This window comes from Bifidobacterium sp. ESL0732, from assembly GCF_029395535.1.
In the GTDB taxonomy this organism is placed as follows: Bacteria; Actinomycetota; Actinomycetes; order Actinomycetales; family Bifidobacteriaceae; genus Bifidobacterium.
In genome coordinates this window covers 704,146-729,490 of sequence record NZ_CP113920.1, presented here as the reverse complement: position 1 = coordinate 729,490, position 25,345 = coordinate 704,146, and the positions used below count along the sequence as shown (strand labels likewise).

At 54.4% G+C, this 25,345-nt stretch carries 20 protein-coding genes, 4 tRNA genes and 1 pseudogene; 8 read left to right on the top strand and 17 right to left on the bottom strand.

The window, feature by feature from the left end; translation table 11 throughout:
- Positions 1-132 precede the first annotated feature (132 nt).
- The 6 genes and pseudogenes from cydB to trmB all read right to left on the bottom strand — a co-directional run.
- Complete coding sequence (gene cydB / locus OZX70_RS02690) at positions 133-1,203, bottom strand: cytochrome d ubiquinol oxidase subunit II (protein ID WP_277181700.1); 1,071 nt, start codon at positions 1,201-1,203, stop codon at positions 133-135.
- Positions 1,200-2,666 (bottom strand): cytochrome ubiquinol oxidase subunit I, encoded by a 1,467-nt coding sequence (locus tag OZX70_RS02685; protein WP_277181699.1) that lies wholly within the window; start codon positions 2,664-2,666, stop codon positions 1,200-1,202. The genes cydB and OZX70_RS02685 overlap by 4 nt, the downstream gene beginning before the upstream one ends.
- A gap of 46 nt (positions 2,667-2,712) precedes the next feature.
- Positions 2,713-3,894 carry an NAD(P)/FAD-dependent oxidoreductase gene (locus OZX70_RS02680; RefSeq protein WP_277181698.1) on the bottom strand — a complete coding sequence of 394 codons (1,182 nt, stop codon included), beginning with the start codon at positions 3,892-3,894 and terminating at the stop codon, positions 2,713-2,715.
- Between the two features lie 375 nt (positions 3,895-4,269).
- A complete protein-coding gene (locus OZX70_RS02675; RefSeq protein ID WP_277181697.1) occupies positions 4,270-5,442 on the bottom strand; it encodes an NAD(P)/FAD-dependent oxidoreductase in 1,173 nt (390 codons plus the stop codon).
- 296 nt (positions 5,443-5,738) lie between these two features.
- A tRNA-Glu gene (locus OZX70_RS02670) sits at positions 5,739-5,810 on the bottom strand.
- A 96-nt stretch (positions 5,811-5,906) separates the two neighbouring features.
- Positions 5,907-6,683, bottom strand: a pseudogene (gene trmB, locus OZX70_RS02665) (tRNA (guanosine(46)-N7)-methyltransferase TrmB); the annotation flags it as partial.
- Positions 6,684-6,765: 82 nt separating this feature from the next.
- Between trmB and OZX70_RS02660 the strand changes: the two are divergent.
- The 3 genes from OZX70_RS02660 to OZX70_RS02650 all read left to right on the top strand — a co-directional run bounded on the left by OZX70_RS02660 (position 6,766) and on the right by OZX70_RS02650 (position 7,937).
- Entirely contained in the window at positions 6,766-7,527 is a 762-nt protein-coding gene (locus OZX70_RS02660; RefSeq protein WP_277181696.1) for a DUF4190 domain-containing protein, read from the top strand.
- Positions 7,528-7,741: 214 nt separating this feature from the next.
- Positions 7,742-7,815 (top strand) — tRNA-Asp (locus tag OZX70_RS02655).
- Between the two features lie 46 nt (positions 7,816-7,861).
- Positions 7,862-7,937: transfer RNA gene (locus OZX70_RS02650), tRNA-Phe, on the top strand.
- Positions 7,938-8,115: 178 nt separating this feature from the next.
- Here the strand turns inward: OZX70_RS02650 and OZX70_RS02645 are convergent.
- From OZX70_RS02645 to OZX70_RS02635, 3 genes are all read right to left on the bottom strand, one after another.
- The gene (locus tag OZX70_RS02645) at positions 8,116-8,625 is read right to left on the bottom strand and encodes a low molecular weight protein-tyrosine-phosphatase (protein ID WP_277181695.1); all 510 of its coding nucleotides are present in this window, start codon (positions 8,623-8,625) and stop codon (positions 8,116-8,118) included.
- A gap of 173 nt (positions 8,626-8,798) precedes the next feature.
- Positions 8,799-9,455 carry a dihydrofolate reductase gene (locus OZX70_RS02640; RefSeq protein ID WP_277181694.1) on the bottom strand — a complete coding sequence of 219 codons (657 nt, stop codon included), beginning with the start codon at positions 9,453-9,455 and terminating at the stop codon, positions 8,799-8,801.
- Between the two features lie 108 nt (positions 9,456-9,563).
- Complete coding sequence (locus tag OZX70_RS02635; protein ID WP_277181693.1) at positions 9,564-10,433, bottom strand: thymidylate synthase; 870 nt, start codon at positions 10,431-10,433, stop codon at positions 9,564-9,566.
- A 473-nt stretch (positions 10,434-10,906) separates the two neighbouring features.
- Between OZX70_RS02635 and OZX70_RS02630 the strand changes: the two genes are divergently transcribed.
- A complete protein-coding gene (locus OZX70_RS02630; protein ID WP_277181692.1) occupies positions 10,907-11,323 on the top strand; it encodes an OsmC family protein in 417 nt (138 codons plus the stop codon).
- A gap of 139 nt (positions 11,324-11,462) precedes the next feature.
- Here the strand turns inward: OZX70_RS02630 and OZX70_RS02625 are convergent, their stop codons facing one another.
- From OZX70_RS02625 to manA, 4 genes are all read right to left on the bottom strand, one after another.
- Complete coding sequence (locus OZX70_RS02625) at positions 11,463-12,470, bottom strand: universal stress protein (protein WP_277182078.1); 1,008 nt, start codon at positions 12,468-12,470, stop codon at positions 11,463-11,465.
- A 154-nt stretch (positions 12,471-12,624) separates the two neighbouring features.
- Entirely contained in the window at positions 12,625-13,341 is a 717-nt protein-coding gene (locus OZX70_RS02620; protein ID WP_277181691.1) for a C40 family peptidase, read from the bottom strand.
- Between the two features lie 199 nt (positions 13,342-13,540).
- Entirely contained in the window at positions 13,541-14,464 is a 924-nt protein-coding gene (locus tag OZX70_RS02615) for a CHAP domain-containing protein (RefSeq protein WP_277181690.1), read from the bottom strand.
- A 332-nt stretch (positions 14,465-14,796) separates the two neighbouring features.
- Positions 14,797-16,434, bottom strand: coding sequence for a mannose-6-phosphate isomerase, class I (gene manA / locus OZX70_RS02610; protein WP_277181689.1), 1,638 nt, complete (start codon positions 16,432-16,434; stop codon positions 14,797-14,799).
- A 119-nt stretch (positions 16,435-16,553) separates the two neighbouring features.
- Between manA and OZX70_RS02605 the strand changes: the two genes are divergently transcribed.
- Together OZX70_RS02605 and phoU are read left to right on the top strand one after the other, a co-directional pair.
- Positions 16,554-16,811 carry a hypothetical protein gene (locus OZX70_RS02605; protein WP_277181688.1) on the top strand — a complete coding sequence of 86 codons (258 nt, stop codon included), beginning with the start codon at positions 16,554-16,556 and terminating at the stop codon, positions 16,809-16,811.
- 40 nt (positions 16,812-16,851) lie between these two features.
- The gene (gene phoU, locus OZX70_RS02600) at positions 16,852-17,529 is read left to right on the top strand and encodes a phosphate signaling complex protein PhoU (RefSeq protein ID WP_277181687.1); all 678 of its coding nucleotides are present in this window, start codon (positions 16,852-16,854) and stop codon (positions 17,527-17,529) included.
- An 89-nt stretch (positions 17,530-17,618) separates the two neighbouring features.
- On the opposite strand, the gene OZX70_RS02595 is transcribed toward phoU, so the two are convergent.
- From OZX70_RS02595 to lysS, 3 genes are all read right to left on the bottom strand, one after another.
- Positions 17,619-18,365, bottom strand: coding sequence for a phosphoglyceromutase (locus OZX70_RS02595; protein ID WP_277181686.1), 747 nt, complete (start codon positions 18,363-18,365; stop codon positions 17,619-17,621).
- Positions 18,366-18,491: 126 nt separating this feature from the next.
- Positions 18,492-19,529 (bottom strand): 1,4-dihydroxy-2-naphthoate octaprenyltransferase, encoded by a 1,038-nt coding sequence (gene menA / locus OZX70_RS02590; RefSeq protein ID WP_277181685.1) that lies wholly within the window; start codon positions 19,527-19,529, stop codon positions 18,492-18,494.
- A gap of 210 nt (positions 19,530-19,739) precedes the next feature.
- Entirely contained in the window at positions 19,740-21,404 is a 1,665-nt protein-coding gene (gene lysS, locus OZX70_RS02585; RefSeq protein WP_277181684.1) for a lysine--tRNA ligase, read from the bottom strand.
- Positions 21,405-21,532: 128 nt separating this feature from the next.
- Between lysS and OZX70_RS02580 the strand changes: the two genes are divergently transcribed.
- Positions 21,533-21,609, top strand: a tRNA-Pro gene (locus OZX70_RS02580).
- Positions 21,610-21,810: 201 nt separating this feature from the next.
- A complete protein-coding gene (locus OZX70_RS02575; protein ID WP_277181683.1) occupies positions 21,811-22,998 on the top strand; it encodes an MFS transporter in 1,188 nt (395 codons plus the stop codon).
- 94 nt (positions 22,999-23,092) lie between these two features.
- On the opposite strand, the gene OZX70_RS02570 is transcribed toward OZX70_RS02575, so the two are convergent.
- A complete protein-coding gene (locus OZX70_RS02570; protein ID WP_277181682.1) occupies positions 23,093-25,309 on the bottom strand; it encodes a DUF6020 family protein in 2,217 nt (738 codons plus the stop codon).
- Positions 25,310-25,345 lie beyond the last annotated feature (36 nt).

Genomic DNA, 25,345 nt, shown 5'->3' with positions numbered 1-25,345 from the left:
AACGGATATTTTTAAGACAAAGAAAGCCCGATACTCACCCGCATCAATGAACATTATTGCACATTCATCGCTGCGAGATAAGAGTATCGGGCATTGATCTAACTTTCAATCGAAAGAGCGAACATCAGTCCGTCACTTGGCCAAAGCCGCCTTGATGGCTTCTGGCGAGTTGTCCGTGAGCAAACGCTTGCGCTGGATGAAATAAGACCAGCTGAAGTAGATCAGAACAATCGGCAGCAGGCAGCAAAGCACGATGGTCATAATTTCCAACGTGTACTGCGAAGACGAGGCGGTGGACACAGCCAGGCTCTTGGACGGATCAGTCGCGATCATCACGTTCGGGAAAAGCCCGTTGAAGATGAAGGCGATGATGCCGGCGAGAGTGATGCCCGAAGCGAGGAAGGCGAAGCCTCCGCGCTTCTTGTAGGCTGCAACATGACCACAGATCGTCGCGGCCAGAATGACCACGGTGATCAGCAGTGTGGACTTGGTGCGACGCTGATAGAAATCAGTGAAGATGAACGCCAAAATGACGAAGATCACGAGTGCCGGGTAGGCGATCCAGTAGGTCTTCTTGGAGGTGTTAAGCATCCTCTCGGACGTCGCTTCGTCGAGCTTCAGGCTCAGGAAGTGCAGACCGTGCAGGAAGCTGAAGAACACCACAGCCACGCCACCGACGATGGAGAGCAGGTTGACCACGTCGAAGAAACCGGCGTGAACGTTGCCCTGAGCATCCATCGGAACGCCCTGAATGACGCTGGTGAGCATCATGCCCAGGCCGAACGGCGCGATGACGCTGCCGGCGAAGTTGGCCCACTGCCACACGTTGCGCTCACGATCGGTGATGGCATGTGCGGCGAACTCGAATGAGACGCCACGCAGAATCAGGCCGACCAACACGATGAAGAGCAGCAGGTAATAACCGGAGAAGAGGCTTGCATACCACAGTGGGAAGGAGGCGAACATAGCGCCACCGCCGGTGATGAGCCAGACCTCGTTGCCGTCCCAGTGCGGGCCGACCGCACGCATGTACAGCGCACGCTCATCGCCGTTATGGGCCAGCACGCGGGTGGCCATGCCGACACCGAAATCAATGCCGTCAAGGAAAAGGAAGATGGCGAATACCAAAGCAATCACAAAGAACCACAGCAATTGCAAGAAATTGTTGCCATCGATCAATGGCTTAGCTAGAAATTCAATCATGCCAACGCCACCTTTCTATTGGCCGCATGAGCACCAACATGTGCACCTGCGGTAGCCGTTTGTGCAGAACCTTCAACATCTGGCTCCGGCCCCTGATGAAGCACACGGCGGGAGTAGAAGATCATCACGCCGCCCATGAGGCAGAAGAGCAGGAAGTAGACGATATTGGTGATTAGCAAGCTCGTCACGGTAGCTGTCGGCGAGACAGCGTCGGCGATGGTCTGCAGGCCATAGACGATCCACGGATAGCGACCGAGCTCGGTGATGAGCCAGCCACCGGTGGTGCCGATGAACGGCAGATAGGTGCAGACGCCCAGGACCCAAAGCTTCCAGCGGCTGTCCGCTAAGGTGTTCTTGGAGGCGCGGGTGAACCAAAGCACGCAGATGGCGAGAATCAACACGGCGAAACCGACGGCGGCCATGAAGCGGAAGCTCCAGAACAGCACATTGGCAGGCACGTAGTAGTTCGAAATCTCAGGATGCTCGAGGCCGTTCTTGATGATCTTGCCACGCTCACCGAGGAACTGCTGGTTCAAGGTGTTCATACCCTGAATGGTTCCGCCGTAGAGCTTGTGGAACGCAAGCAGGGAGAGCATGCCGGGGATCTCGAGACCAGCGGCCGTGTGGCTGCCTTCGTTCATGAAGCCGACGACCATCCAAGGCGCCGGGCTCTTGAGATCCTCATAAATGCCTTCAGTGGCGGCGAACTTCATAGGCTGATCCTTGATGACCTCGAGGGTCTGCAGATCGCCGGTGATGATGACGAGAATCGAACCGATCAACGCGATGATGGCACCGACGCGAATCGAACGGGTGAAGAAGGCACGGTCAGCGTTCTTGTGCATGAAGCCGAAGGCGCTCATGCCGACCACAACCATACCGCCGAGCATCAACGCGCCGGTAGCGACATGCGGGAACTGACGCCAAAGCTGGGGGTTGCCGATGACAGCAGCGAAATTCGTCATCTCTGCATGCCCAGTCTTCTTGTTGATGCCGAAGCCCACAGGGTTCTGCATGAAGCTGTTGGCCGCGAGAATCCAAATGGCGGAAACTGTGGAGCCCAACCAGGTCAGCCAGATGAAAATAACATGCACACCCGGCTTGAAGCGGTTCCAAGTGAACATCCAGACACCGATGAATGTGGACTCCATGAAGAACGCCAGCAGAGCCTCAATGGCCAGCGGCGCTCCGAAGATGTCGCCCATGAAACGCGAATAGTTCGACCAGTTCATACCGAATTGGAATTCCTGGATGATGCCGGTCACTACGCCAACTGCAAAGCTCAGGAGGAAAATCTTTCCCCAGAACTGCGCCATGCGCTTATAGACGTATTTCCTCTTCGCTACGTATAACGTTTCCATTACGGCTACAGTAAATGCCAAACCGATAGATAACGGCACGAAGAAGAAATGGAAGACCGTCGTCATCGCGAACTGGAATCGCGATAACCCTAAAACAGTCATTTTAATCCTTTCTTCCCAACTATTCCCTACTTATAAAAGCACGGAATCAATCACTTTCTAGCATAGTACGAATATTGGCCAACTCCAAGACAGCACGGTCTGCAATGAGCTTTTTGGCAATACTTGCAATCCATCCCTTCAGGTTCCAGTGGCCAAACATGTCAATCGATGCAATTCCTGAAGTGGGTCCAAGGGAGCACACAGTACCGAGAGCCTTGAAAACGAATTTCTTTGTAGGCTGACCATTCATCAGCGCCACAAGGTTCTCCGCAACGCAATCGGCCTGGGCGATGGAGATTTGAGCAGTGGTAGGGAAAAGGCGGCCATTGTCCGGATTAGGTACGCCGGAGACATCGCCGATGAGGAATTGGTCAGGATGGCCATTGACACGCAAATCATCCTCCACAACCACACGATTACGCTTCTGGTCGTAACCGGAGTCCGCGATGACATGGCTGCCGTGCACACCAGTCGTCCAGATAATGGTGTTCGCGGGGAACTCTTTATCGTTGCTCATGACGGCATTCGTTTTTACTTCGGTGATTGGTGTGGAGACGTGGAAGGTCACACCTTTCTTCTCGAGGTACTTGACCCCCCACTGGGCCAGATCTTGGTTGAACATACCAAGAATCTTCGGGCCAGCTTCGATGCAGTCGATCTTGACCTTATTGCGCGGGAACCCGTATTCCTTGGCAAGCTTGGGCATGCGGTGAACAATCTCACCCAGATATTCGATGCTTGTGAAACCCGCGCCGCACACGATGATGCGCAGGTCGTTGGGATCATGGCTGGTCTTGTACCGCTTCAACGTATCTTCAAGATGTTTGCGCGCCGCAAGCGCCGTATTGATGTCGATGATTGGCCAGCCATTCTCCTCGGCACCCTGAATGCCGAATGTCTCGGACTCGAAACCAAGCGCGTTGACCAGATAATCGTATTGAAGCGGAGCATTGTTCTTGAGCTCGACGCTTTTGGCGTCCTGATCGATGCGAATAACTTCATCGAGAATTACCTGAACGTTTTTCTTATCGGCGAATGTCTGCGCTACGTCAAAGGTAATATCTGCAGGTTCCTTGGTCCCCGCGGCCACTTCGTGCAGCTGGGTTGTCATATAATGGTAGGGATTCTTGTTGACGAGTACGATTTGGGCATCTATACCCGAACCATACAATTTCTTAACGGTACGTATACCGGCATAACCTGCACCTAAAACAACGATTCTCTTCATTTCCGATCACTTTTCCTTATAGCTTAATCACAAATAATGGGCCACGAGTATGAGCGCCATCACTGCCAACACTTTCCAACAATATATGACAAGCTGAACAAAAAAGGATTAAAATTGGAGCATCATTTCTCAAAAATCGGAAAAACGATTTTTTTATGGGATAAATCACGTCGCAGTCATTCTTTTGCACCACAAAAGCGTTCTGAAACGTCGTTTTCGCGACAAAAAAATCAAGCTTTGTCGCTATGAATGGCATCAAATTATTTATCTATAATTATTAATAATTTGAAAAAAGAGGGCGTATTCGAAAGATTGGCACCTCCGAATACACCCTTAGGACTTTTCCGTGACTTTGCACCAAACAGCAAGGGCCAGTTACGCCTTCATGATGCCCGAAACATCCGTCAGTTCGGTGACGGAACGATCGGCGACGGCCTTCTTGGCAACGGACGCCTTCGCGCCCTTGAGCTTCCAATGGCCGCCCATATCGACCTCGGCGATGCCGGTCTTGGGGCCGAGCGAGCACAGCGTGCCAAGGGACTTGTAGACGAACTTCTTCGGCTCCTTGCCCGCGATACGCGCCACGATGTTATCGGCGGCCGTATCGGCTTGGGCAATGGAGATCTGGGCGGTGGTCGGATAGAGACGCCCGTTGTCCGGGTTAGGGACGGCGGAGACGTCGCCGACCAGGAACTCCTCCGGATGGCCTTTGACCGACAGATCGTCCTCTACGACCACGCGGTTGCGCTTCTGGTCGTAGCCGGAATCGGCGATGACGTGGCTGCCGCGCACGCCGGTCGTCCAGATGATGGTGTTGGCCGGGAAGGCGGTGTCGTTGCTCATCACGGCATCCGGCTTGACCTCGGTGATCGGGGTGCCGGCGTGGAAGGTGACGCCGTGGTCCTCGAGATACTTGACACCCCAATCCGCCAGCTTCGGGTCGAACATCGGCAGAATCTTCGGCGTCGCCTCGATGCAGTCGATCTTGACTTTATCAATCGGGAAATCGTATTCCTTGGCCAGCTCAGGCAGACGATAGACCAGTTCGCCCAAATACTCGATGGACGTGAAGCCGGCGCCGCAGACCACGATATGCAGGTCGTTTTCGTCGTGGCTGGTCTTGTAGTTCTTCAGGGTGTCCTCAAGATGCTTGCGAGCCGCGACGGCTGTATCGATATCGATCAAAGGCCAGCCGTTTTCGTCTGCGCCCTTGATGCCGAATGTCTCGGATTCAAAGCCCAGAGCATTGACCAAGTAATCGTAGGAAAGCGGGTTGGAATTCTTCAGCTCGACCTTTTTTTCGTCCTGATCGACCTTGGTGACCTCATCGATGATCACCTTGACCTTGGGATCAACGGCCTTGCGCACGTCAAACGAAATCTGGTCCGGTTCCTTGGTACCTGCGGCGACCTCGTGCAGTTCGGTGGACTGATAGTGATACGGATTCTTGTTGACCAGAATGATGTCGGCGTCGACGTTGGACTTGGCAAGTTGCTTCGCTGTACGCATTCCGCCGTAACCTGCGCCAAGAATAACGATTGCAGTCATCGTAAACCCCCTTCGTTGGGAATTGTATAAGAATGAATATCTATTCATTTCATATTCATTCTTTTATATTAATTACAGTATTAAGATATCTATCCATAATAATAAAAACGATTAAATTTGCAGAATTAGATACATTTCTGCACGATTCGACTACCCAATATGACATATTTCACAAAAATATACTGCAAGAAAGATGCTGAAGCGAACGATTGCCGTAACTAGATAAAACAATCGACTTTGTTTGTTAACAGTAACTTATAGGAAAGCAGGGAATCTTGTTTTGAACTCTAGAAAAGTACCCCCCAAGAGAGTCGAACTCTTGTTGTCAGATTGAAAGTCTGGTGTCCTAACCGTTAGACGAGGGGGGCTAACAACCTATTCATATTAAAATACGAACTCGACTCGAGCAAGTCTCGGCGTGTTGGCAGCAGCCGCAATAATGGTAATACTCAGCCGCTTTCCTTTCAGACAGCCTGATACGTGAAGTCGTGAATCACGCGACCTGCGGACAAACCCTTTTTCTCAAAATTAGTCAGTACTCTGCCTTTATAGCGTTCCGATTCCTTGAAATCGGAATGGGGCAACGACGCAGCTTTGTCCGCCGTTCCTTTGCCCACATGTTCGGTAGGCAATGAAACGATGAGGGTGCCAGCATTGGCGAAATCGGTGCGCCCGTCCATGACTTCGTGGACATGCAGAGCGTAATCCTCGATATCGGTGGCGAGCCTCCACAAGCCGCCTTCATCCAACGCCTTACGTACATCTGCCGCCAGCGCCGGTTGAACGATACGACGCTTGTGATGGCGCATTTTAGGCCACGTGTCGGGGAAGAACGTCCAGACTTCGTCGGCCACACCCGGCTCACAGGCTTTGAAGAGCTCAGGAGCGTTGATCTGGGCGATTCGCAGATTGGTGAGGCCAAGCTTGCCAGCACGCAGCATGGTATGGGCGACCCCTGGGTCATAGACCTCAACGGCAAGGAAATTGGTCTCGCAATGTTCTCCGGCAGCGGCGATGATGTTCTCGCCTTGGCCGGTCCCTATTTCGATAACCAGCGGATGATCGTTGCCCCACGCTTCGCGCACGTAATCACGGTCGAATACAAATCCTGGCTTCAAATCAAGCAAACCATCCCCTGCGTTGATGTCAAGCAGGAAATCCGGCGAATACTGCTGCCACGCCCGCTTGAGCCGGTCGTCAAGGCGTCCTGTTCGCCGCACGTATGAAAGCACATGATGGATTCTTTTGTCGTTTTCCTGCACAAACACAAGTTTAACGGAAGGCAAACCCGGAAACTTCAACTTCGCGCGTAGACTGTTGGCTATGAGCGACAACGATTTCAACAACGCAAACCCCAACCAGAATGCCCAAAACGGCCAGACCGCGAACGGCACGCAGGGCTCCGGCAGCACCTCTCCACAATATGGAGATTCGCAGTATGGGCAAGCGAACCAGAATCCTTTCTATTCCCAAACTGGGTCATGGCAACAGACCACAAGTGGAACGCAAGATCCCGGATACTCTGGACCCGGCTACCAGCAAACGCAACCGGGACAAGCCTTCTACCAATACGCCAACAGCACTAATCCAGTTCAGCAGCCCAACTACCAGCCATACAGCCAAGAGCCGCCTATGTGCCCGCAAGGCTACTATTCCCCAACCCCGTACCAGAAGTGGAACACCCTGTGCATCATCGGTTTCATACTTTCCTTCTTTATGCCAATCATCGGGTTGGCGCTTTCCGTGGTCGCGCTGATCCAAATCAATCACAGCGGTGAAAAAAGCAAAGGAATGTCAATTGCCGGAATAGTCATCGGCGGAGTGTCTACGGCGCTGGGCGTCATTCTCACCATTGTGCTTCTTTCGGCATTCGGCTACGCAATCAATCATTCAGATTCCGATTATCAGGACTGCCACGGCTCGGACTGCAGTTCCAGCCCCTATGATGACGATCCGGACGACGAAGACAACGAGGATACCAGCTACGCCTATTACCTCTACGATTCTGTACAAGGCAACACCGCCAGCAACATGGATGCTTTGCCTGGTATTAGCTTAAAGGAATATGCGGGAAACCGCGCCTAGTATCATTGACCAAGCATCGTTTTAAGCCAACAGGTCGGTAGCCGACTTCCTTTTAGGAAACCTTGTAGGTTTACAATGATTTTGAATTACAAATAGCTACCAATGCCATATAAATCATTGTCATTATAGGCGACACGCTGAAACGGCTCTGGGGTTGCGTTCGGCCTGAATCTGAGTAATATTAACACTCGGCTGCTTGATGAAAGCAAGCCACGGCTCCGTAGCTCAGTTGGTTAGAGCGCCGCCCTGTCACGGCGGAGGTCACCAGTTCAAGTCTGGCCGGAGTCGCTCGAATGGTCCTAAGCCCGGTTCGCCGGGTTTTTGATTTATTCATGGCTCTGTAGCTCAGTTGGTAGAGCGAACGACTGAAAATCGTTAGGTCAGCGGATCGATGCCGCTCGGAGCCACCATTAAGGTCTCGAAACCAAGTAATTTTAACGGTTTCGAGGCTTTTTCATTTCTCGGTAGCGAGCTGCCCCCACACAGACCCAGCATTTACCCCAGCGGATTCGGGTCACAGAATAGAAACACTAAGGTCTCGGTACAAATCACTTCATGCCGAGACCTTAAGCTTTCAACCCCTTAAACTCAGAGCTGTTTGGCGACCCAATCGACGATATAGGGGGCGACGCCGTCGATCTGGTCGATGGCGATGTCAAAATCTTTCGGGCCTCCGTACCACGGATCGACCAGGTCGATGTCGCTTTCGTGCCCTGGCGCGGGCTTGGGCAGGTTCGGATCGAAGCTGCGGTAAAGATGCACCTCCGACTTCTTGTCGGTTGGGAGCAGTCGCAACAATCCCCTTTCGTGCGATGCGGTCATCGGCAGGAACAGGTCGCTTTCGTCGATCTCCTCCGGCGTGATGCGATGTGCGAAATGATGCTTGGGAATCTCATAGCCACGCTGACGCAGCACGCGCACCGCACGCGGGTCGATGGGATGGCTGTGCTCCTCGTCGCTGACGCCGCTGGACATCACGCGCACCTTGTCTCCCAGTCCACGCTCCTCAAAATTGGCACGCAGGATGATCTCGGCCATCGGGGAACGACAGATGTTGCCGGTGCAGACGGTCATGACGGTGTAAGGATGTTTTGACATAGCTGAAGTATCTTTCCTCTATAAAACAGATGATATCGATACTGCCATCTTAACGAAGAGGCCGTAATTGGCCGAACCCAGCAGGCCGAATACCGATATCAGCCCAACTTAACAAATGACGCAGATACAACCGCGAAAGCAGCAGTATCTGCGTCTAAATTCAAAAAATCTCGCTAATTCTTGTGATAGGTGACAAACCGATAGGCTTCGACGGCACCTTCTGGCTTGCCGGGAGTCATCCATGGCCCGTCACTCTGCAAGCTCCAGGCCCCGGCACGCACCAATTCGTCCATATCGGGCGCGTAGGTGTCCGCATCGAAGCGGCCACGAATATAGGTGACATACGCTTTGTTGGCGAACGGCATGATGGAACGGAACAGCTGTGCTCCCCCAATCACCCAGATTTCGCTGCGGTCCAAGCCATCGTCGGGAATGGCTTCCTGCCGTGCGAAATCGAGCGCCGCGTCAATATCATTGGCCGTGGTCGCCCCGGCAGCACGCCAATTCGGATCGTGAGAAACGACGATATTGTCACGATTGGGCAAAGGACGGTATTTTGGGTTGAGCGAATCCCACGTCTTGCGTCCCATAATGACCGGATGCGAAACCGTCAGTTCCTTGAAATGCTTCATGTCCTCGGCAAGATGCCACGGTATTCCGCCTTCGAACCCCATTGCATCAGGACGGCCCTGCATGTCTTGCGCACATGCCCAGATGAGATTCACCGAAAAGGTCTTGACGACATCGTCTCCCCAGTCCTCGGTGACTTTTTGCCCGGCGAGTCCGGGCTTGGGTTCGTGATAGCCACTACGGCTACTGTCATGCTCCATTTCATCTACTCCTTGAATTAGGCAATATTACCAGTCTAACCAACGGTTGAGACGCGATTTCGCGCCGATTGAAACCACGCCTCAACCCAAGAATCCCGGTGTCCCGTTTCAGACCGCGACCGGCGCCTTAATAGCCGGATGGTGCTGGTAATTGACGATCTTGAAGTCCTCATACTGGTAATCGAAAATAGAATCGGCCTTTCGAATCTCGATTTGCGGGTACGGGTAAGGGTCTCGAGAAAGTTGAGTCAAGACCTGCTCGATGTGGTTGTCGTAGACATGGCAGTCGCCTCCAGCCCAGACGAACTCCCCCGGCTCGAGACCGGTCTGCTGCGCCATCATCAATGTGAGCAGCGAATACGACGCGATGTTGAAGGGCACTCCCAAGAACATATCGCAAGAACGCTGATAAAGCTGGCAGGAAAGCTTGCCGTCGGCCACATAGAATTGGAACAGCGCATGGCATGGCGGCAACGCCATTTCCTCGACCTCGGCAGGATTCCAGGCTGTGACGATCATACGGCGAGAATCGGGATGCGTTTTGATAAGATTCAGCACATTGGAAATCTGGTCGATGGTGCGGTTGGGGTTATCCTTGGTCGGTGCCGGCCAGCTGCGCCACTGAACGCCATAAACCGGGCCTAAATCGCCGTTCTCGTCGGCCCACTCATCCCAGATGTGCACGTTGTGTTCCTGCAACCAACGCACGTTGCTCGATCCCTTGAGAAACCACAGCAGTTCGTAGGCGATACCCTTGAAATAAACCGTCTTGGTGGTCAGCAGCGGGAAACCCTTGGAAAGATCGAATCGCATCTGACGACCGAACAGGGAAATCGTGCCCGTGCCGGTGCGATCGGTCTTGAGTGTGCCTTCGGTCAGGATGTCGCGCACCAGATCCTCATAAGGCATAGGAATGTCGGTATTGGGACGTGCGGGAATCTTATGACGAATTTCTTCAAGTTGTTCTTGGGTCAGCATAGCTATCAATTCTAGCAACCTCAGTGATTTCTTCATATAGGGAAATACCGTAAAACTCAATCTTCTTCTACACGGCACAAAACGATAAGGATCGAATCCCAGTATCCATTAAATCTTCGAGCTGCTTTCCACGGTATTCATGGCTGCTCTTCGCTCACCCACCACATAATGTGCGGATTTCGGCGGTCTTGGTGGCACCAAGTGAGGCAAAATTGATAAAATTCTTCCTCATTTTTTAAAAAAAGGGGGTACTTGGTGCACCAAGACCGCCAAAAAATACAGAATTACCATCAATTTGGAGATAAAACGAGGACTTGGCGCACCAAGTGGGGTCAAAAACACCAATTTGAAGGCACGTTTTCTAGAATCAGAGGATACGGACCACAATATTTCATTCGTTCGGCGGGACTCTGAGATAGATTGGTGGGGACATGCCTTGGATTTCCACAAGGCAGAACGCAAGGAGGTACGCAATGGCAAAGAAACTGTGGGTGGAGCGCAACAAGGACGGTTCCTGGGACGCATTCAGCGACGAGGGCGCACACTTGAAGTTCGGGCATGGCAAGGGCCAGTTCAACCCCGGCGACCTGATGAAGGTGGCGCTGGCGGCCTGCGGTGCGCTTTCCAGCCAGATGACCATCGAGAATTCGCTAGGTGAAGGCAAAGGCGCGAAGATCACCGTCGACGGCGATTACGACCGCGAGGCCGACGGCTATACCGCCTTCCGGGAGCAGGTAGTCGTTGACGCCCAAAGCGCTGGCATTCACGGTGAAGATGTTGAGAAGCTCAAGGACCGTGTCGAAAAGCACATTGAGAAATCCTGCACCGTAATGCATACCTATGAGCGTGCCACGCCGGTGAGTATGGAAGTCAAGGTGCTTACCAAGTAAACCTCATTGTCCAGAGTCACCTTCGAGAAGGTCAAGAAGTGCTCTAGACACGACAAAAGGGTGGTGCCGATATCCGTTATGGATAATCGGCACCACCCTTTTATGTTTTCACTGATATATCGATCGGTCGATTCAGCAATCAGCTCTTGTGCTGTGGATCGATGGAGGATTCAATCGCCTCGGCGGCCGAACTGTCGGCGAGCTTGACGGAGACTTGCTCGACACCTTCGATGCCTTCGATAGTGCCGTCGGAGCGGGACTTTTCTGCTTCGACGTACTTGCGTGGAACAACAAAAACGGGGCCGGCAGCATGCTGGATAAGGCCTTGGCTGGTGGAACCGACCAGAAGACCGGTAAACCCGCCTTTGCCGCGGGATCCGACCACCACGATGTCGTGGTCGTAACTGGCCTTCGTCAGAGCACTGACAGCGGATTCAGGAACGATGGTCTTGGTGATCTTAAGCTCCGGATGAGCCTTACGCACAGGGGCAATCTGGGTTTCGAGATCTTCCATATAGGAATCGTAAACGCCGTCCTCGTCGCTCACGCCTTGCAGGCCTGCCACCGCGTCGATGACATCGAGTTCCGCGCCACGGTCGGCGGAAAGATCGGCTGCGATTTGCAAAGCCTTCAATCCCCACGCGCTGGCGTCGATGCCGACTGCCACGCGTTTGATGGTGTTGTTCAAATGCATGGTCTTGCCGTCGTCATCAGTGTACGGAACGACGATAATCGGGCAATAAGCATATGCAGGAAGCGACGAGCTGGTGGTTCCGAGCAGCCGTTCGGCCAAGCCACCCTTGCCGCGGTTGCCGATGACAATGAGATTGTAATTGCGGGAAAGCTCGACGAAGACCGAAGAAGGATCGCCGGTGACGATCAGCGTCTGCGCCTCGACACCCTGCTCGTCGGCAATGGCCTTGGCCTTGGAAAGAATCTCCTGTGCGTCGATATGGGCCGCGTTGTCGTCGCCCATGGAAGTGTAGGTGGAATCGAACGAAACCGCCGCATAGCTCGGCAGCGAATAAGCGCAGACAATCTGCAACGTCAACCCCGCGTGCTTGGCATAGTTAGCCGCCCACCAGGTTGCCTTGTAGCTGGCTTGCGAACCATCTACCCCTACCAGAATAGCCTTGTCGTTTACCATGACTACCTCCTTGACATACGTGACACCGCTCATAACGGTTCTACTTAAAGAATACCAGCCTTGCAGGAGAGGCACGAATTATGCGCATATAAAGAAACGCGTTCCGAAAGGAACGCGTTTCTTTATATCGAACTTTTATAAAGTCATTGCAAAGCTACAGAATCCTACGAATCGAATAACCGCCGCTGAAGACGACGGACACCGAATCATACTGTGTTCCGTTAAGCTGAGCGTTGACCACCTGACCATTGCCAATATAAATGGCTGCATGACCGGCATTGGCAATAATATCGCCCGGCATCGCTTGGCTGAGGTCAGCAACAGGCCTACCAGCAGTTGCCTGAGCACCAGACGTGCGGGGCAACGCTATGCCCAGCTGGGCGTACACATACTGGACGAACCCGGAGCAATCCCAACCTGCCGGAGAGGTACCGCCGCTTACATAGGGAACTTTGCCGATAAACTGATTGGCAAAAGCGAGCAGGCTGGAAACCGACTGGCCATTGGGAGGCGTGACTGTGAAATTCTGCGGCGTTGCCGACAGCGAATCCCTGGCGGCGGAACGAGAAGCAGCTGCAGCGTCAGCAGCCCGCTGCTGTGCCGCAGCGGCGTCCTTCTCGGCCTGAGATTGCGTCTGAGGCACATCAAGAGACTCGATGCCTCCCCAATTCGACTTGGTGTCGACATCAGTGGAGGTGGATTCCTTCAATAGGTCTTTGCGAACAGTGTTGACCTTGCGGAACGAACGTGAGGAAGTAACCGGGTTGTTGTCCTCGTTGGCAGCAAAGGCGGTGGGAGAGAATGCGATAACGGCTGAGGCGCTCAAGGCGAGCGCAGCCAAGGATGCACAGATCTTCGAAGCTTTCATCATGTACACCAGATTACCATAAAGCCGTAACATAATCCGTTCGAGACAGCTTGTCGAAACGATAACTGAGTCTGAACGCTGTACTTGTTTTATCGTCTAATCCCTTGAATACTGCACAAAATAAGGGAACAAGATTTTCACTCTCACAAGAGACAACCTTCACAAATTTCTGTGAGGTAGAACTATAAGAAAATCAAAATCCTCAGTAATGAATAATCTGATGGGCAGCAACCTGATCGGCCGTGTAGGTTTTCGAGTAGGTCTTGCCCTGTAAGGAAGCGCCACACTCCGAAGTGACAACGGACCCATCGGGGTTAATCTGCTCGATGATGGCCACATGACCACAGACCGGATCCGAGCCATCCTGACCGCCAGCGAACACCATGATGTCGCCGACGTGACGCGCTGTATGATCGACCCAATAGCCCAAGGAACGAGCGGTGTCGGCCCATTGGGCACCGTTACCCATCTGGGAACCTGCGGGAAGCCCCAGCTGATGCCTACGCACGTAGACCCACCACGTGCACTGACTGAACTCGTAGTTATTGCCGAAATCCCCCGTGGCGTGATTGGGATTGAAGCCTGCAGGCAGCACCTTGTAATCCTGATCCATCAGATTTGCGATCTGCGGATTATCGGCAATCGACTTCGACATCGCGGAAACATCGAGCGAAGTATTGGAATCGCCCAAGCTCCAGGTGCCCTGTGCTCCATTGGACTGCAGCGGAACACGGTCTTCGGAACGCGATGCCGCATTGATCGGCTTCATCGTGGAAGTGGTAGTAGCTTCTCCGCTTGCGTTCAAGCTAGGTTTACTCGGGTTCCCTGCCATCGCAGCGGTGGCGGCGGCACCGACAAGAGCCGCCAAAGAAGCGGAGACGACTGCGGCATGATGCCGGTTTTCGGATTCCCGAGCCAGACGAATAGAACGACGAGTTTCAGGCACGATTTCGTTGAGCTTATCCGCAACTTCTGGGCTCAAGCCAACCATGGCACCATTAGTGGCAACAGCCTGCGCCTGCCGCACCGCCTTGAGCGAATGCGACCCCTTTGCAGGAGAGAAGAGGGATGAAACGGCAACAGACCGCTTCGTGCCTCTCCGTGCCTTGTGCGCACCGTGAACCATGAATCAACTCCTTGCGGACAACGTTTATGTAGAAAATACCTTGACTAGCTTTACCGGTACAACACCGTATCAATAAGACACCGTAAAGCGCATCTCCTACTTCTTGATTTCTGCTACAAGAATACTTCAAGCCCTGATTTTTCCAGTGCACAATTTAACTTCATTTTTCTAAAAACCGCAGAATCAAATCGGTTTGTCGGCGTGTCACATTTTCTTCACAATAAAGACAACACGAAACTGGTGGAATCCCAGCAAAGACCAGCAAGCACAAAATACGGCAATCCCCTGCTAACCCATTGCAAAATCGTTGAAATGTCGAGCCTTGCACCAGCTCACACCTGTGTGGAAGCCATGATGAAGGTGCCAACTTCGCTATCCGAATCCAACTGCACCCGGCCGTCAGCGGCAGGGACGAAAACGGCCTCACCCTGATGCAAAACCCTTGATTCACGGGAACTGACAACCTTTATCGACCCTTCGATACACACCACGACCCTGGGACCAAAATGCCGGTTGGACAGCGAGACCTTCGTCATGAGCCTGCCATAGCGACTCGAGAGCCGTTCCATCATCGGCCAGGGACGCTGTTGCGTACCGACCCTGCCATAACTCAACATGAATTCATCAATTTTCGGCCGGTAAATGACCCTGTTGCCGAACATCCCGCCCCAATCAGTCATCCAACTGACGCTCGGGTCAATGGGCGAAGACGAGTCGCAATCGAGGCTTTGCAGGAAGTCGGGAATGTCTTTGTGCTTCACAGTCATACCGGCACGTAATACATTATCTGAATTGGTCATAATCTCGACGCCAGTGCCATGAATATAGGCATGCGGGGTGCCTGCAGGAATGAATACGGATTCGCCTTCCTGCAAGGCAACGGGGTTCATCATCAGCAATGCCAGCACGCTCGGGTCACCCGGGAACGCCTTTTCGGCGGCGAGGGCGTAACGGAACGCCATTTGCGAGCGCTCGTCGGATACTTCACTAGCCGCATTCGCCAAAGCCAGTTGCAAATCGTTGACAGGACCAGCGGTTACCGCCGTATGGAACGCACGGAAAACCCGTTTGTGTGAAGGCTGCCAAACCGCAGAGGCTATGGGCATGAGTGCATCGGCTTCGGCGAAATCACCGTTTTCCTGATCTTCGAGTTGCTGAGGAATATTGAACATCCCATGCATGCCGTGGATGACATGCATGTCATGATGCGATTGCGGCGTCAGCGCCTCGACCATGCGTCGGGCAAGCGGGTGGTCCACCAAGGTGAGATTGGAAAGCATGAATGTCGGCGTGGCAAATCCGACAGACGCCTCAAAAGGCTCCAATGCGACGACCATCTCGTTTTTTGCTACTGCGTCCTTGAAGGAGCGCTCGGGAGCGTTCATCGGCACGTGCTGTGCGTTCTCGGCGTTGAAGCCCGCGCGCGCTTGGAAATCGACGGGATGGACCTGCAAAGAAAGCGGGATACGAGCGGAAATCACTTTCAAAAGATATGGAAGGACGGGTCCGAATTTATCGGAACAGCGGACACCCAGCATGGCCTCGGGATCGGCATGGATAAGGTCGGTCAACCCTATGGAGACAAGGTGCTCCGAGGACTTTTCGATGCCATGGAAATGCGGATTTCGTAACCGTGCCAGCGCCTTGTGCTGCTTGTGCCGATTATCTTGCGATAACTCTTCCAAGGCTTTTTGCACATCCAACTCCACCCGCGAAGGCCATTGGGCATGACCGCTGAACCACATCTCGGCAAGCGGGCCATCAATGGTTTTCCTCGGAGCCGAAAGCTGCGAGCACGGCTCTCGGTCTTCAGCTGCCGTTGGACGAGGCTGACCTATATATACCTGATCATTCTCGCTTTTGACCGGCGAGAGTGGTCCTTGCGCGTCCAATTGGGAGGCGAACATCGTCTGCAAACGGGTATAGGACCCCCAGGCATACCGCTTGGCGACCGGGTAAATCGAATACACTTGCAAAAGCTCCTTGTAGTTAACGCTTCCTCTATGCTCTCATAGCTCTCATACCGATTCACAAAGAGAATCAGCGTATAGCCAACTTAAGGTTAGCCCCCGATACTAAAATCAGACATATGAAGTTTGCCCCGATCATCAACCCTGATGCCTGTAAGCCAGCCCCGAAGCCTGTCCAGGTGGATTTGCGCAAAACGTTCATGATTATTACCAGCTGGTGGCTTATCGCGCTTGCGGTTAGTGCCATTTTATTTGCTTGCGGATTCCACGTCCTTGAAGCGATTATCCTGTGCTCGTCGGGCGTCCTCATTGGTGTGCTGATGCTGATTTGGGAGCATTTCGACCGCTGGGATTATCGCAGACTCGGTGCCAACTAACGCATAACCGGCGTATCCAACCACTACGAAAGAAGCTCATATGCGCGTCATCTACAACGAAGAACTCAAGGCGGTCGCCGACGATCTGGAGCGCATGTCCAACGGCGTTTGCGCCGCGATTCACGGGGCTGGAAAAGCCTTGATGGACAAAGACATGGACGCTGCCAAATCCGTGATTGACGGCGATATTGCTATCGACGCGCTGGAAAAGCAGATTCTCGACCAGTGCGTCAAGCTGTTGGCCCAGCAAAGCCCCGTGGCCACTGACCTGCGCGTGGTCGTCGCCACATTACGACTGGCCTCCACCATCGAGCGCATGGGCGATTTGGCCCAGCATATCGCACAAACAGCGTACCGGGCCTACCCCGCCTCGGCGCTGCCGGAAAATGAGAAGACGCGTCATATTTTTGAAAGCATGCGCGCTTTGCTTGACATCACCGCCGACAGATTGCCGGAAATGCTCGCCGACCGCGACACGACGCTGGCCCAGCAGATCATCGCCGATGACAACAAACTCGACGAACTACACCAGGAAAGCTTCGAACTGGTACTCGACGACTCATGGGAAGGCACGAAGCAGCAGCTCATCGACGTGGTACTGACCGCGCGCTTCATGGAACGTCTCGGTGACCATGCCGTTTCCACCGCGCGCCAAGTGGTCTATATCGTTTCCGGCTTCGATCCAAGCAAGGAGCCTCGCGACCTCGACGAGGACTGAAATTCCCGCAATTTATTGATAAAACAGTTAAAGGCGAACCGCAATATCGATGCGGTTCGCCTTTTAATTATCGAAAGTAAAGTCGAAACTTACTTCTTGGCCTGGCCTTGTGCAGCCACGGCAGCAGCGCCGGCGGCAGCGGCTTCAGGGTCGAGGTACTCGCCACGAGGCTTGATCGGCTTCATGTTCTCATCCAGCTCGTAAACCAGCGGGATGGCCGTAGGAATGTTGACCTTGGAGATTTCCTCTTCCGAAAGGCCGTCAAGCATCTTGACGATGGCACGCAGCGAGTTGCCGTGCGCGGCGATCAGAACGGTCTTGCCGCTCTTGAGCTCGGGGACGATTTCGGATTCCCAGTACGGCGTCACACGGGCAACGACGTTGGCCAGAGCCTCGGTCTCGGGGACCGGATCACCGGCGTAACGCGGGTCGCTGTTCTGCGAGAACTTGTCGCTCGGATCGATCTCTGGCGGCGGGGTGCCGTAGGAACGACGCCAAATCATGAACTTCTCGTCGCCGTACTTCTCGCGGATCTCGGACTTGTTCTTGCCTTGCAGGGCGCCATAGTGACGCTCGTTGAGCCTCCAGCTGCGCTTGACAGGAATCCAGAGGCGATCAGCCTCGTCCAGGGCGTAGTTGGCGGTGTTGATCGCGCGACGCAGCAACGAAGTGAAGACGATGTCGGGAAGGACATTCTTCTCTTTGAGAAGCTGGCCACCGTGCTTGGCTTCTTCGACGCCCTGCTCAGTAAGCGGAACGTCCACCCAACCGGTGAATTGGTTTGTTTTATTCCATGCGCTCTGGCCGTGCCGGAGCAATACTAATCTATAAGACATAGTTCAATGGTAGGCGATGAATGGGACGGTATGGCGGCAAAATCGTTAACGTTCACAGTATCGTCTGCCACACACGCTCAAACCCCCTATGAACCTATTGCCGCTCCGAAGCCATACCGATGGCTCTTAGAGCGTCAGAGCGATCTCCACAATGATAAAGACAATCGAAAACAGAAGAATCGTCATGCTGCACATAGGCAGGGCCTTGACGAAGTTACCGCCGTTGACACTACGTACCAATCCCGTCGCCGCCTTGATGCACACCATCGCGAAGATAACGGCCAAAACCGCAAGAATAACGCCGCCGACACTGAATTGGCGGAACAGCATCACCAGAGGAACAAAAGCGCCAACTACTGTAATCACCAGCGGCACCAGGTAGGTAACGAACAGGACGGTCTGCGCGTTCTTCCGGCCGAGACGCACGCCAAGGGTCATCTTGCCGCTGATCTTGTCCTCATCGACGTCACGCAGATTGTTGACCATAAGGATGGCGCAGGAGAACAGGCCGCAAAGCACTGCTCCCAGAACTCCTTCGGCGTTGACACGGCCGGTAAGCACATATTGTGTGCCAAGCACCGCCACCAGGCCGAAGAAAATGAAGACACCGACCTCGCCGAAACCGGCATAACCGTAGGGATGTTTGCCTCCGACATAGAACCAGCCGGCGAGCAGGCACAGAACGCCAAGGACGATAAGCCACCAGTGGCCAGTGACAATGGTGATGGCCAGACCTGACACGCAGGCGATGAAGGCGTTGACACCGGCAGCGGCGAGCACCTGACCGGGCTTGACGCGCTCGGAAACGGTGAGACGTTGGGGTTTGGCGGTCTTGACTTCCGCGTCGCCGCGGCCCTCGTCGGTGCCACGAATGCCATCCGAATAATCATTGGCGAAGTTGGCAGCAATCTGAATGAAAAGCGCAACCACCACGCAAAGAAGTGCAAGCAGAACGAACTTTCCCCAATCGATGCCGGCGGACAGGGAGCTCAAACCGGTAGGCTCAGCCACACAAGCTTGAACCTCTTTCTTACCAGTGGAACATCCAGCAGGCTGAGATTTCAACAGACGATACCCCGCGGCGATACCGACCAAAACAGGTGCGATGGATGCCGGCAATGTCTTTGGGCGCAGCCCGTTGACCCACAAATCCAGATTCTTCATCTTGTCTAAACTCCAATCTTCAAGTTTTCTGCTATTCCCTCAACGCAATGCGCAAACATTCCCCGTTACCGCCTGCGCCGCCTTCCTTCTCACCTCGAACCGGCAAATCCTCACGTTTGTTCCGATTCCGGCAGATCGGGTGTCTAAAAAATGGCCCACCCGCATAAAACAGATGAGGCCATTATAATAATGCATTACGATAATTGATGATTAGTTGAGCGGCTTGACCAGCGGGAAGGTGATGGTCTCGCGGATGGTGGCGCCGGTCAGCGCAATCAGCAGACGATCGATGCCCATGCCCATGCCGCCGGTCGGAGGCATACCGACGCCAAGGGCCTCGAGGAAGTCCTCGTCGATATCCATCGCCTCGACATCGCCGGCGAGCGCGTCCTTGGCCTGATCGACCAAGCGCTGACGCTGCACCACCGGGTCGTTGAGCTCGGAATAGCCGGTCGCCAGTTCGAAGCCGCGCACGTAAAGGTCCCACTTCTCCACCACGCCGGGCTTGGAGCGGTGGGCCTTCACGAGCGGGCTGGTCTCCACCGGGAAGTCACGCACGAAGGTCGGCACCGTCGCGCCGAGATCGGCCTCGTAGAAGTGCTCCCAAAGATGCTCGACCAGCTTGCCGTGGTTTTCGACCTCGTCGCGCTCCACACCGAGCTTGTCGGCAATGGCACCGAGGTGGTCAACGGAGGTTTCCGGCGTAATCTCCTCGCCGAGCGACTCGGACAGCGAGTCGTACATGGAAATCTGCTTCCATTCGCCACCGAAGTCGTATTCACTACCGTCGAGAAGCGTCACCTTGGTGGAACCAAATGCGTCGATGGCCGACTGCTGGATGAGCTTCTTCGTCAGGGCTGCGATGGTGTCGTAGTTGCCATAAGCCTGATAGGCCTCAAGCATGGTGAACTCCGGGGCGTGTGTGCCGTCGACACCCTCGTTGCGGAAGTCACGGTTAATCTCGAAAACACGCTCGATGCCGCCGACGAGGCAGCGCTTGAGGAACAGTTCCGGCGCGATGCGCAGGTAGAGGTCGATATCGAAGGCATTCATGTGGGTGGTGAACGGACGGGCCGCCGCTCCCCCATGGACGGTCTGCAGCATCGGGGTCTCGACCTCGAGGAAGTCGTCCTGGGCGAAGGTATTGCGCAGCGAGGAGACGACCTTGGAGCGCTTGCGAACCATGTCGCGGATCTTCTCGTCGGCGATCATACCAATATACGGCTTGCGCGTGCGGGTGTCCTCGGTCAGCTCCTTGTGCAGGGCCGGCAGAGGCTGCAACGCTTTGGCTGCGATCTTCCACTCGCTGGCGAAGACGGAGAGCTCACCGGTCTTGGAGGCGATCACGCGCCCCTTGAGGTAGAGGTGGTCGCCCAAATCGACGAACTGCTTGAATGCCTTCAGCGAGTCCGCTCCGATCTCCTTCTTGGAGATCATGCCCTGGATCTTGGTGCCGTCGCCAGCGGAAAGCTGCACGAAGCAGAGGCCGCCGCCGTTGCGCAGGAAGAGCACACGTCCGGCGATCGAGACCACATCCTGTGTCTCCTGCCCGGCCTTGAGCTTGCCGTCGTACTTGGCGCGGACGGCAGGGATGGTATCGCTCGGGCGGACGACGACCGGGTATGGGTTGACGCCATCCTTCAACATCTGGGCACGCTTGGCCACGCGCATCTGCACCTGCTCAGGCTGGCCTTCCGGGCCGAATTCCTTGTTGGTCGGGTCGATGGATTCGTCGAAGGACTTGCCTTCGTTGATGTTTTCGGCGATGGCCTCGTCCTGCTTGAGGCGCAGCTCCGCACGCTCGACAGTGGACATTACCGGGGTCTCGGCCTCTTTTTCATTCCGGTTTTCACCGGTTTCATTCGTTTCGCTCATAATCTCCGAGTGTACCGAGCAGCCGATACACGCCATGATTCTGCGGTTCAACGACCAATAAATATGTATGCCGACACGCATACTAGACTCGTCGACGGGGTCGTTGTATCATGATTGCTGTTGTTCATCGGGCTGTAGCGCAGCTTGGTAGCGCGCTTCGTTCGGGACGAAGAGGCCGCGAGTTCAAATCTCGCCAGCCCGACCAACTGGAAACCCCTTGATTTTCAAGGGGTTTCGTCATGTCTAAGACGCACGGGATACGTCGTTTCACCTTATTGCTATGAGACTACGAGAAGAGGACCCCCGAGCACTATTCACGTTTGTTTTGCTGTGTCTGTTTCTATAAGACATTATCGGTATGACGCAGCATCTTGGAAATTACGGAGCACATTTACAAGGAGTCAAGTTGAAGAGAAGCCTGCTCGCACTGGCCTGCGGTGCGTTCACATACGGGGCCGCAGAATTCGTGATGATGGGCATCCTGCCCCAAGCGGCACGGGACATGCACGTAAGCATCCCCACGGCGGGCAACTTTATCTCGGCCTATGCCATCGGTGTGTGCGTCGGCACGTTGATGCTGATTTTCGGCCGTAAGATGGGGCCGAAAAAACTCATTCTGATTTTCATGGCCATCGCTTTCGTCGGCGACCTGTTCAGCTCGTTCGCCCCGAACGCCACCCTGCTCGTCATCGGCCGCTTCATCTCCGGACTCCCCCACGGCGCGTTCTTCGGAACTTCGGCGCTCGTGGCCAAAACGCTCGCCGACCCGGGTAAGGAAGCCAAGGCGGTGAGCCTCACCATCACCGGTCAGACTGTGGCTAATATGCTTGGTGTACCTGCCGGAACGTTCATCGCCGAGTATGTTTCCTGGCGCCTTGCCTTCCTTATCCTTGCAGGCATCGCAGCCCTGACCATGCTACTGGTGGCGGTGTGGGTGCCTCATATCGAACCGGTCAAGGACACCGGTATTCTCGGTCAGTTCAAATTCCTGAGAAAGCCGGGGCCGTGGGTTATTTTGCTTGCGGTCTTCACCGGCAATACCGGCATCTTCAGCTGGTGGAGCTACGTTTCGCCGTGGCTGCAGAAAGTCGGCGGCTATGCTTCCGGCACTGTTCCGTTCTTGATGATGCTTGCCGGTTTCGCAATGGTAATCGGCGGACTAGCTGGCGGGCACTTGACCGACCACTGGCGCAGTGCAGGAACGGCAGGACTCGGCCAATGCCTCAGCGTTATCGGCATGGTTCTGGTGTTCTTCGTACCTGGCAACAAAATCGACACCGCCATCTTCACCTTCATCATCGCTTTCGCGATGTTCTTCGTCTCTACTCCCCAACAGCTGCTGATGGCCGAAGCCGGTGAAGGCGGCGGCGAACTGATCGGCGGTGCCGCGGTACAGGTCGCGTTCAATTTCGGCAATGCGGTCGGTTCCATGGTCGGCGGCGGCATGCTCACCGTGTCACATATGAACTACCATTTCATCGCTTTGGGCGGCATCCCCTTCGCGCTGGCGGCCACCATCCTGCTTGCCGTCTATTCATTGCATTACGAAACCGACACCGACGCCTACGAACGCTTGCAGCCGATTGACGTGTGAGAACCCGTAGTCTGGATTCGTCTGCAGGAACGCTTAGACATACCCGACGCAATTACTTCATACGCAGGATTCGACTCATACGTTTCGATAGAAATCAGTACTTGGAATCAGCTGAGACGACTTCGGTGGATTCTTGAGATCCACGGCCTGAGCACATGAACCCAATCACCATGGGGGTAATCAGCACCAGCTGGAAGACGAATCTTGTAGGTGACGGACGCCCTGGCCGCGACAGGCTTTCGGCACAGACATAGAGACTCGCGGCAGTCAACAACCAAGGCATGCATTTGAGCAGCAGGCTCCGTCCAGATGATACGGCACGGGTCATGAAGCTTGCAGCAAGACCATCACTTTGACCGTAAACATCAATACGTTGGGATTCGCTTGCCTTGTTATCGGCGTGGACCAACCCGTCCGTTCGGCCATCCGAATGGTCACCAGCGCTATCCTCGTTCCTAACCAACGCAAAAATTTTGCGCCGTTGTTCTTTCCTGCGTCTCCATAAGTAATACAATACGAATCCCGGCAAAACCGTCGTCCACAATGCCATAAAGAACGGAATATTGATACCTGGCATATCGACGACGGTACGGTAAAGCTGCTTCACCGTCTCGCTGGCCTCTGTGGGCGGGGTGTGCGGCTGGAGCACGCCGTAGGTATAGGCGGCGGTGTCGGAAGTGGTCATCGGCAGCATCACCACGGAAACCGGCTTGGGAATCGGCTGGTCCTTGACGCTGAAGGCATCGAAGGTCATCCAACCCGCCTCAAGGCAGAAGAAACCCTGTAGATACGAATCGGGATGGCGCAGACCGACGTCGAGCCAAGCCTTGGCGAGGCGTGAAACCGGGACCTTGCCCTTCACCGTCCAGCCGATGGCCGGTACCGCAAGCCACGGGTCGTAGTTCTGGCTGATTTCGTCCCATGAATATTCAAGGTAGTTGTCGACCGCATCGCGATCCTCATCGCTGATATCGTCGGGATGGTCATGCGCGGACCGTGCCATCATCTGAATCGGCAAGGCAAGCGCGGCTTCCGGCGTACCTGGCACCACGTTGATATGTTGGAAAACGAATTTCGGTATCGCCATGTCCACAATGACGAATAGCACCACCGCAAGCGCCACGGCAGCCGCCTTGAGTTTCGCAGCAAACCTGCCAACGACCAGCGCCAACAGGCAGAGCACGATGATATAGAGCCCGAGTTTGCGGGTCAGCGCCACGAGCAGTCCGTCCAGCACAAACGCGACGACGAACCACGGGTTGCGCAAGAGGTCGAGTTTGGTATCGACCAATTTGCAATACATTACTACCCATGGAATGAAGAACATCGCGTTGGTCGTGTCTTTGGCGATTGACATGACGCACATCGGCACCACCGGGAAGAAGCAGAAGAACGCGGCGAAACCATGAAGCATCTTGCGGTTGAGACTGGTTCGGCCGAGATACGCCAGCATCCACGCGACGCCGAAGGCGAATCCTACGGCCTGCAAAAGCGCGTATATATACATGCCGATGTTGTAATTATCGAACAGCGCCTTGCCAAGCGCCGCGAACCAGCCGTAAAGGTAGGTGTCGAGGAAGGGGTGATGGTCCCAGATCTTGCCGGCGTTCATCCCGTAAAGCGGCATGCCATAATATTCCGCGATCTGGTCGCCGGTATCGAAATGGATGACGCCCGGAAACAGCAGAATGATATACGGCAGCCAGCAGCACAGCAATATCGAGGCATCGGCGGCGATGGCGGACGGACGCTCGACGTAGCGGAAACGGAAGTAACGGCGAACGGCCACGAAACGCTTATGAGGCTTGGCGGCAGAGGCGATAACCGCAGTGCCCTTTTCCGGCGAAATCACGGAATCGTTATTGCCTACGCCATTATTCGAAATATTCTTTGAAGATATTTCGTTTTTGGCGGCGCTTATCTTGCCCGAACGCTCGAATGCATGGGTTCTCGCAAATTCCACACCTCGGTATGCGACCATATATAACAAAGCGAACAGCACCGCGTAGCAGACCGTCTGCAGATAAAGATAGACGTGATCGAAGGGAACCCAGCCGAATTGGGCAGCCTGGCTCGAGCAGGCGACCATGAATCCGAGCACGGCGGGAATCAGCAAGCCGACTTTCGACGGCTGCAGGAAGTTGACGAACTTCGACCAAATCCCCATGTTGACCGATTCAGCTGGAATTGACGCACTTTGACGATTGACGACATCTTCAGAGTTGCCGCCGCGCGAATCGGCTCCGAGATTGGCGGATACCCCTGAAACCATCAACTCATCGCCGGAACGCTCAATTCCCCTATCCTTCACCGCTGCTCTCCTGCCACTTGCCAGCCATAACCGCAA

What these genes read in the sequence shown, in the direction of transcription:
- phoU (WP_277181687.1), top strand. Translation starts at nt 16,852, where the DNA reads ATGCGCGTCATCTACAACGAAGAACTCAAGGCGGTCGCCGACGATCTG.
- OZX70_RS02675 (WP_277181697.1), bottom strand. Translation starts at nt 5,442, where the DNA reads ATGACTGCAATCGTTATTCTTGGCGCAGGTTACGGCGGAATGCGTACA.
- OZX70_RS02640 (WP_277181694.1), bottom strand. Translation starts at nt 9,455, where the DNA reads ATGGAGCATGACAGTAGCCGTAGTGGCTATCACGAACCCAAGCCCGGA.
- OZX70_RS02680 (WP_277181698.1), bottom strand. Translation starts at nt 3,894, where the DNA reads ATGAAGAGAATCGTTGTTTTAGGTGCAGGTTATGCCGGTATACGTACC.
- OZX70_RS02605 (WP_277181688.1), top strand. Translation starts at nt 16,554, where the DNA reads ATGAAGTTTGCCCCGATCATCAACCCTGATGCCTGTAAGCCAGCCCCG.
- OZX70_RS02615 (WP_277181690.1), bottom strand. Translation starts at nt 14,464, where the DNA reads ATGGTTCACGGTGCGCACAAGGCACGGAGAGGCACGAAGCGGTCTGTT.
- menA (WP_277181685.1), bottom strand. Translation starts at nt 19,529, where the DNA reads ATGAAGAATCTGGATTTGTGGGTCAACGGGCTGCGCCCAAAGACATTG.
- OZX70_RS02685 (WP_277181699.1), bottom strand. Translation starts at nt 2,666, where the DNA reads ATGACTGTTTTAGGGTTATCGCGATTCCAGTTCGCGATGACGACGGTC.
- lysS (WP_277181684.1), bottom strand. Translation starts at nt 21,404, where the DNA reads ATGAGCGAAACGAATGAAACCGGTGAAAACCGGAATGAAAAAGAGGCC.
- OZX70_RS02625 (WP_277182078.1), bottom strand. Translation starts at nt 12,470, where the DNA reads ATGGTAAACGACAAGGCTATTCTGGTAGGGGTAGATGGTTCGCAAGCC.
- OZX70_RS02595 (WP_277181686.1), bottom strand. Translation starts at nt 18,365, where the DNA reads ATGTCTTATAGATTAGTATTGCTCCGGCACGGCCAGAGCGCATGGAAT.
- cydB (WP_277181700.1), bottom strand. Translation starts at nt 1,203, where the DNA reads ATGATTGAATTTCTAGCTAAGCCATTGATCGATGGCAACAATTTCTTG.
- OZX70_RS02645 (WP_277181695.1), bottom strand. Translation starts at nt 8,625, where the DNA reads ATGTCAAAACATCCTTACACCGTCATGACCGTCTGCACCGGCAACATC.
- OZX70_RS02660 (WP_277181696.1), top strand. Translation starts at nt 6,766, where the DNA reads ATGAGCGACAACGATTTCAACAACGCAAACCCCAACCAGAATGCCCAA.
- OZX70_RS02620 (WP_277181691.1), bottom strand. Translation starts at nt 13,341, where the DNA reads ATGATGAAAGCTTCGAAGATCTGTGCATCCTTGGCTGCGCTCGCCTTG.
- OZX70_RS02630 (WP_277181692.1), top strand. Translation starts at nt 10,907, where the DNA reads ATGGCAAAGAAACTGTGGGTGGAGCGCAACAAGGACGGTTCCTGGGAC.
- OZX70_RS02635 (WP_277181693.1), bottom strand. Translation starts at nt 10,433, where the DNA reads ATGCTGACCCAAGAACAACTTGAAGAAATTCGTCATAAGATTCCCGCA.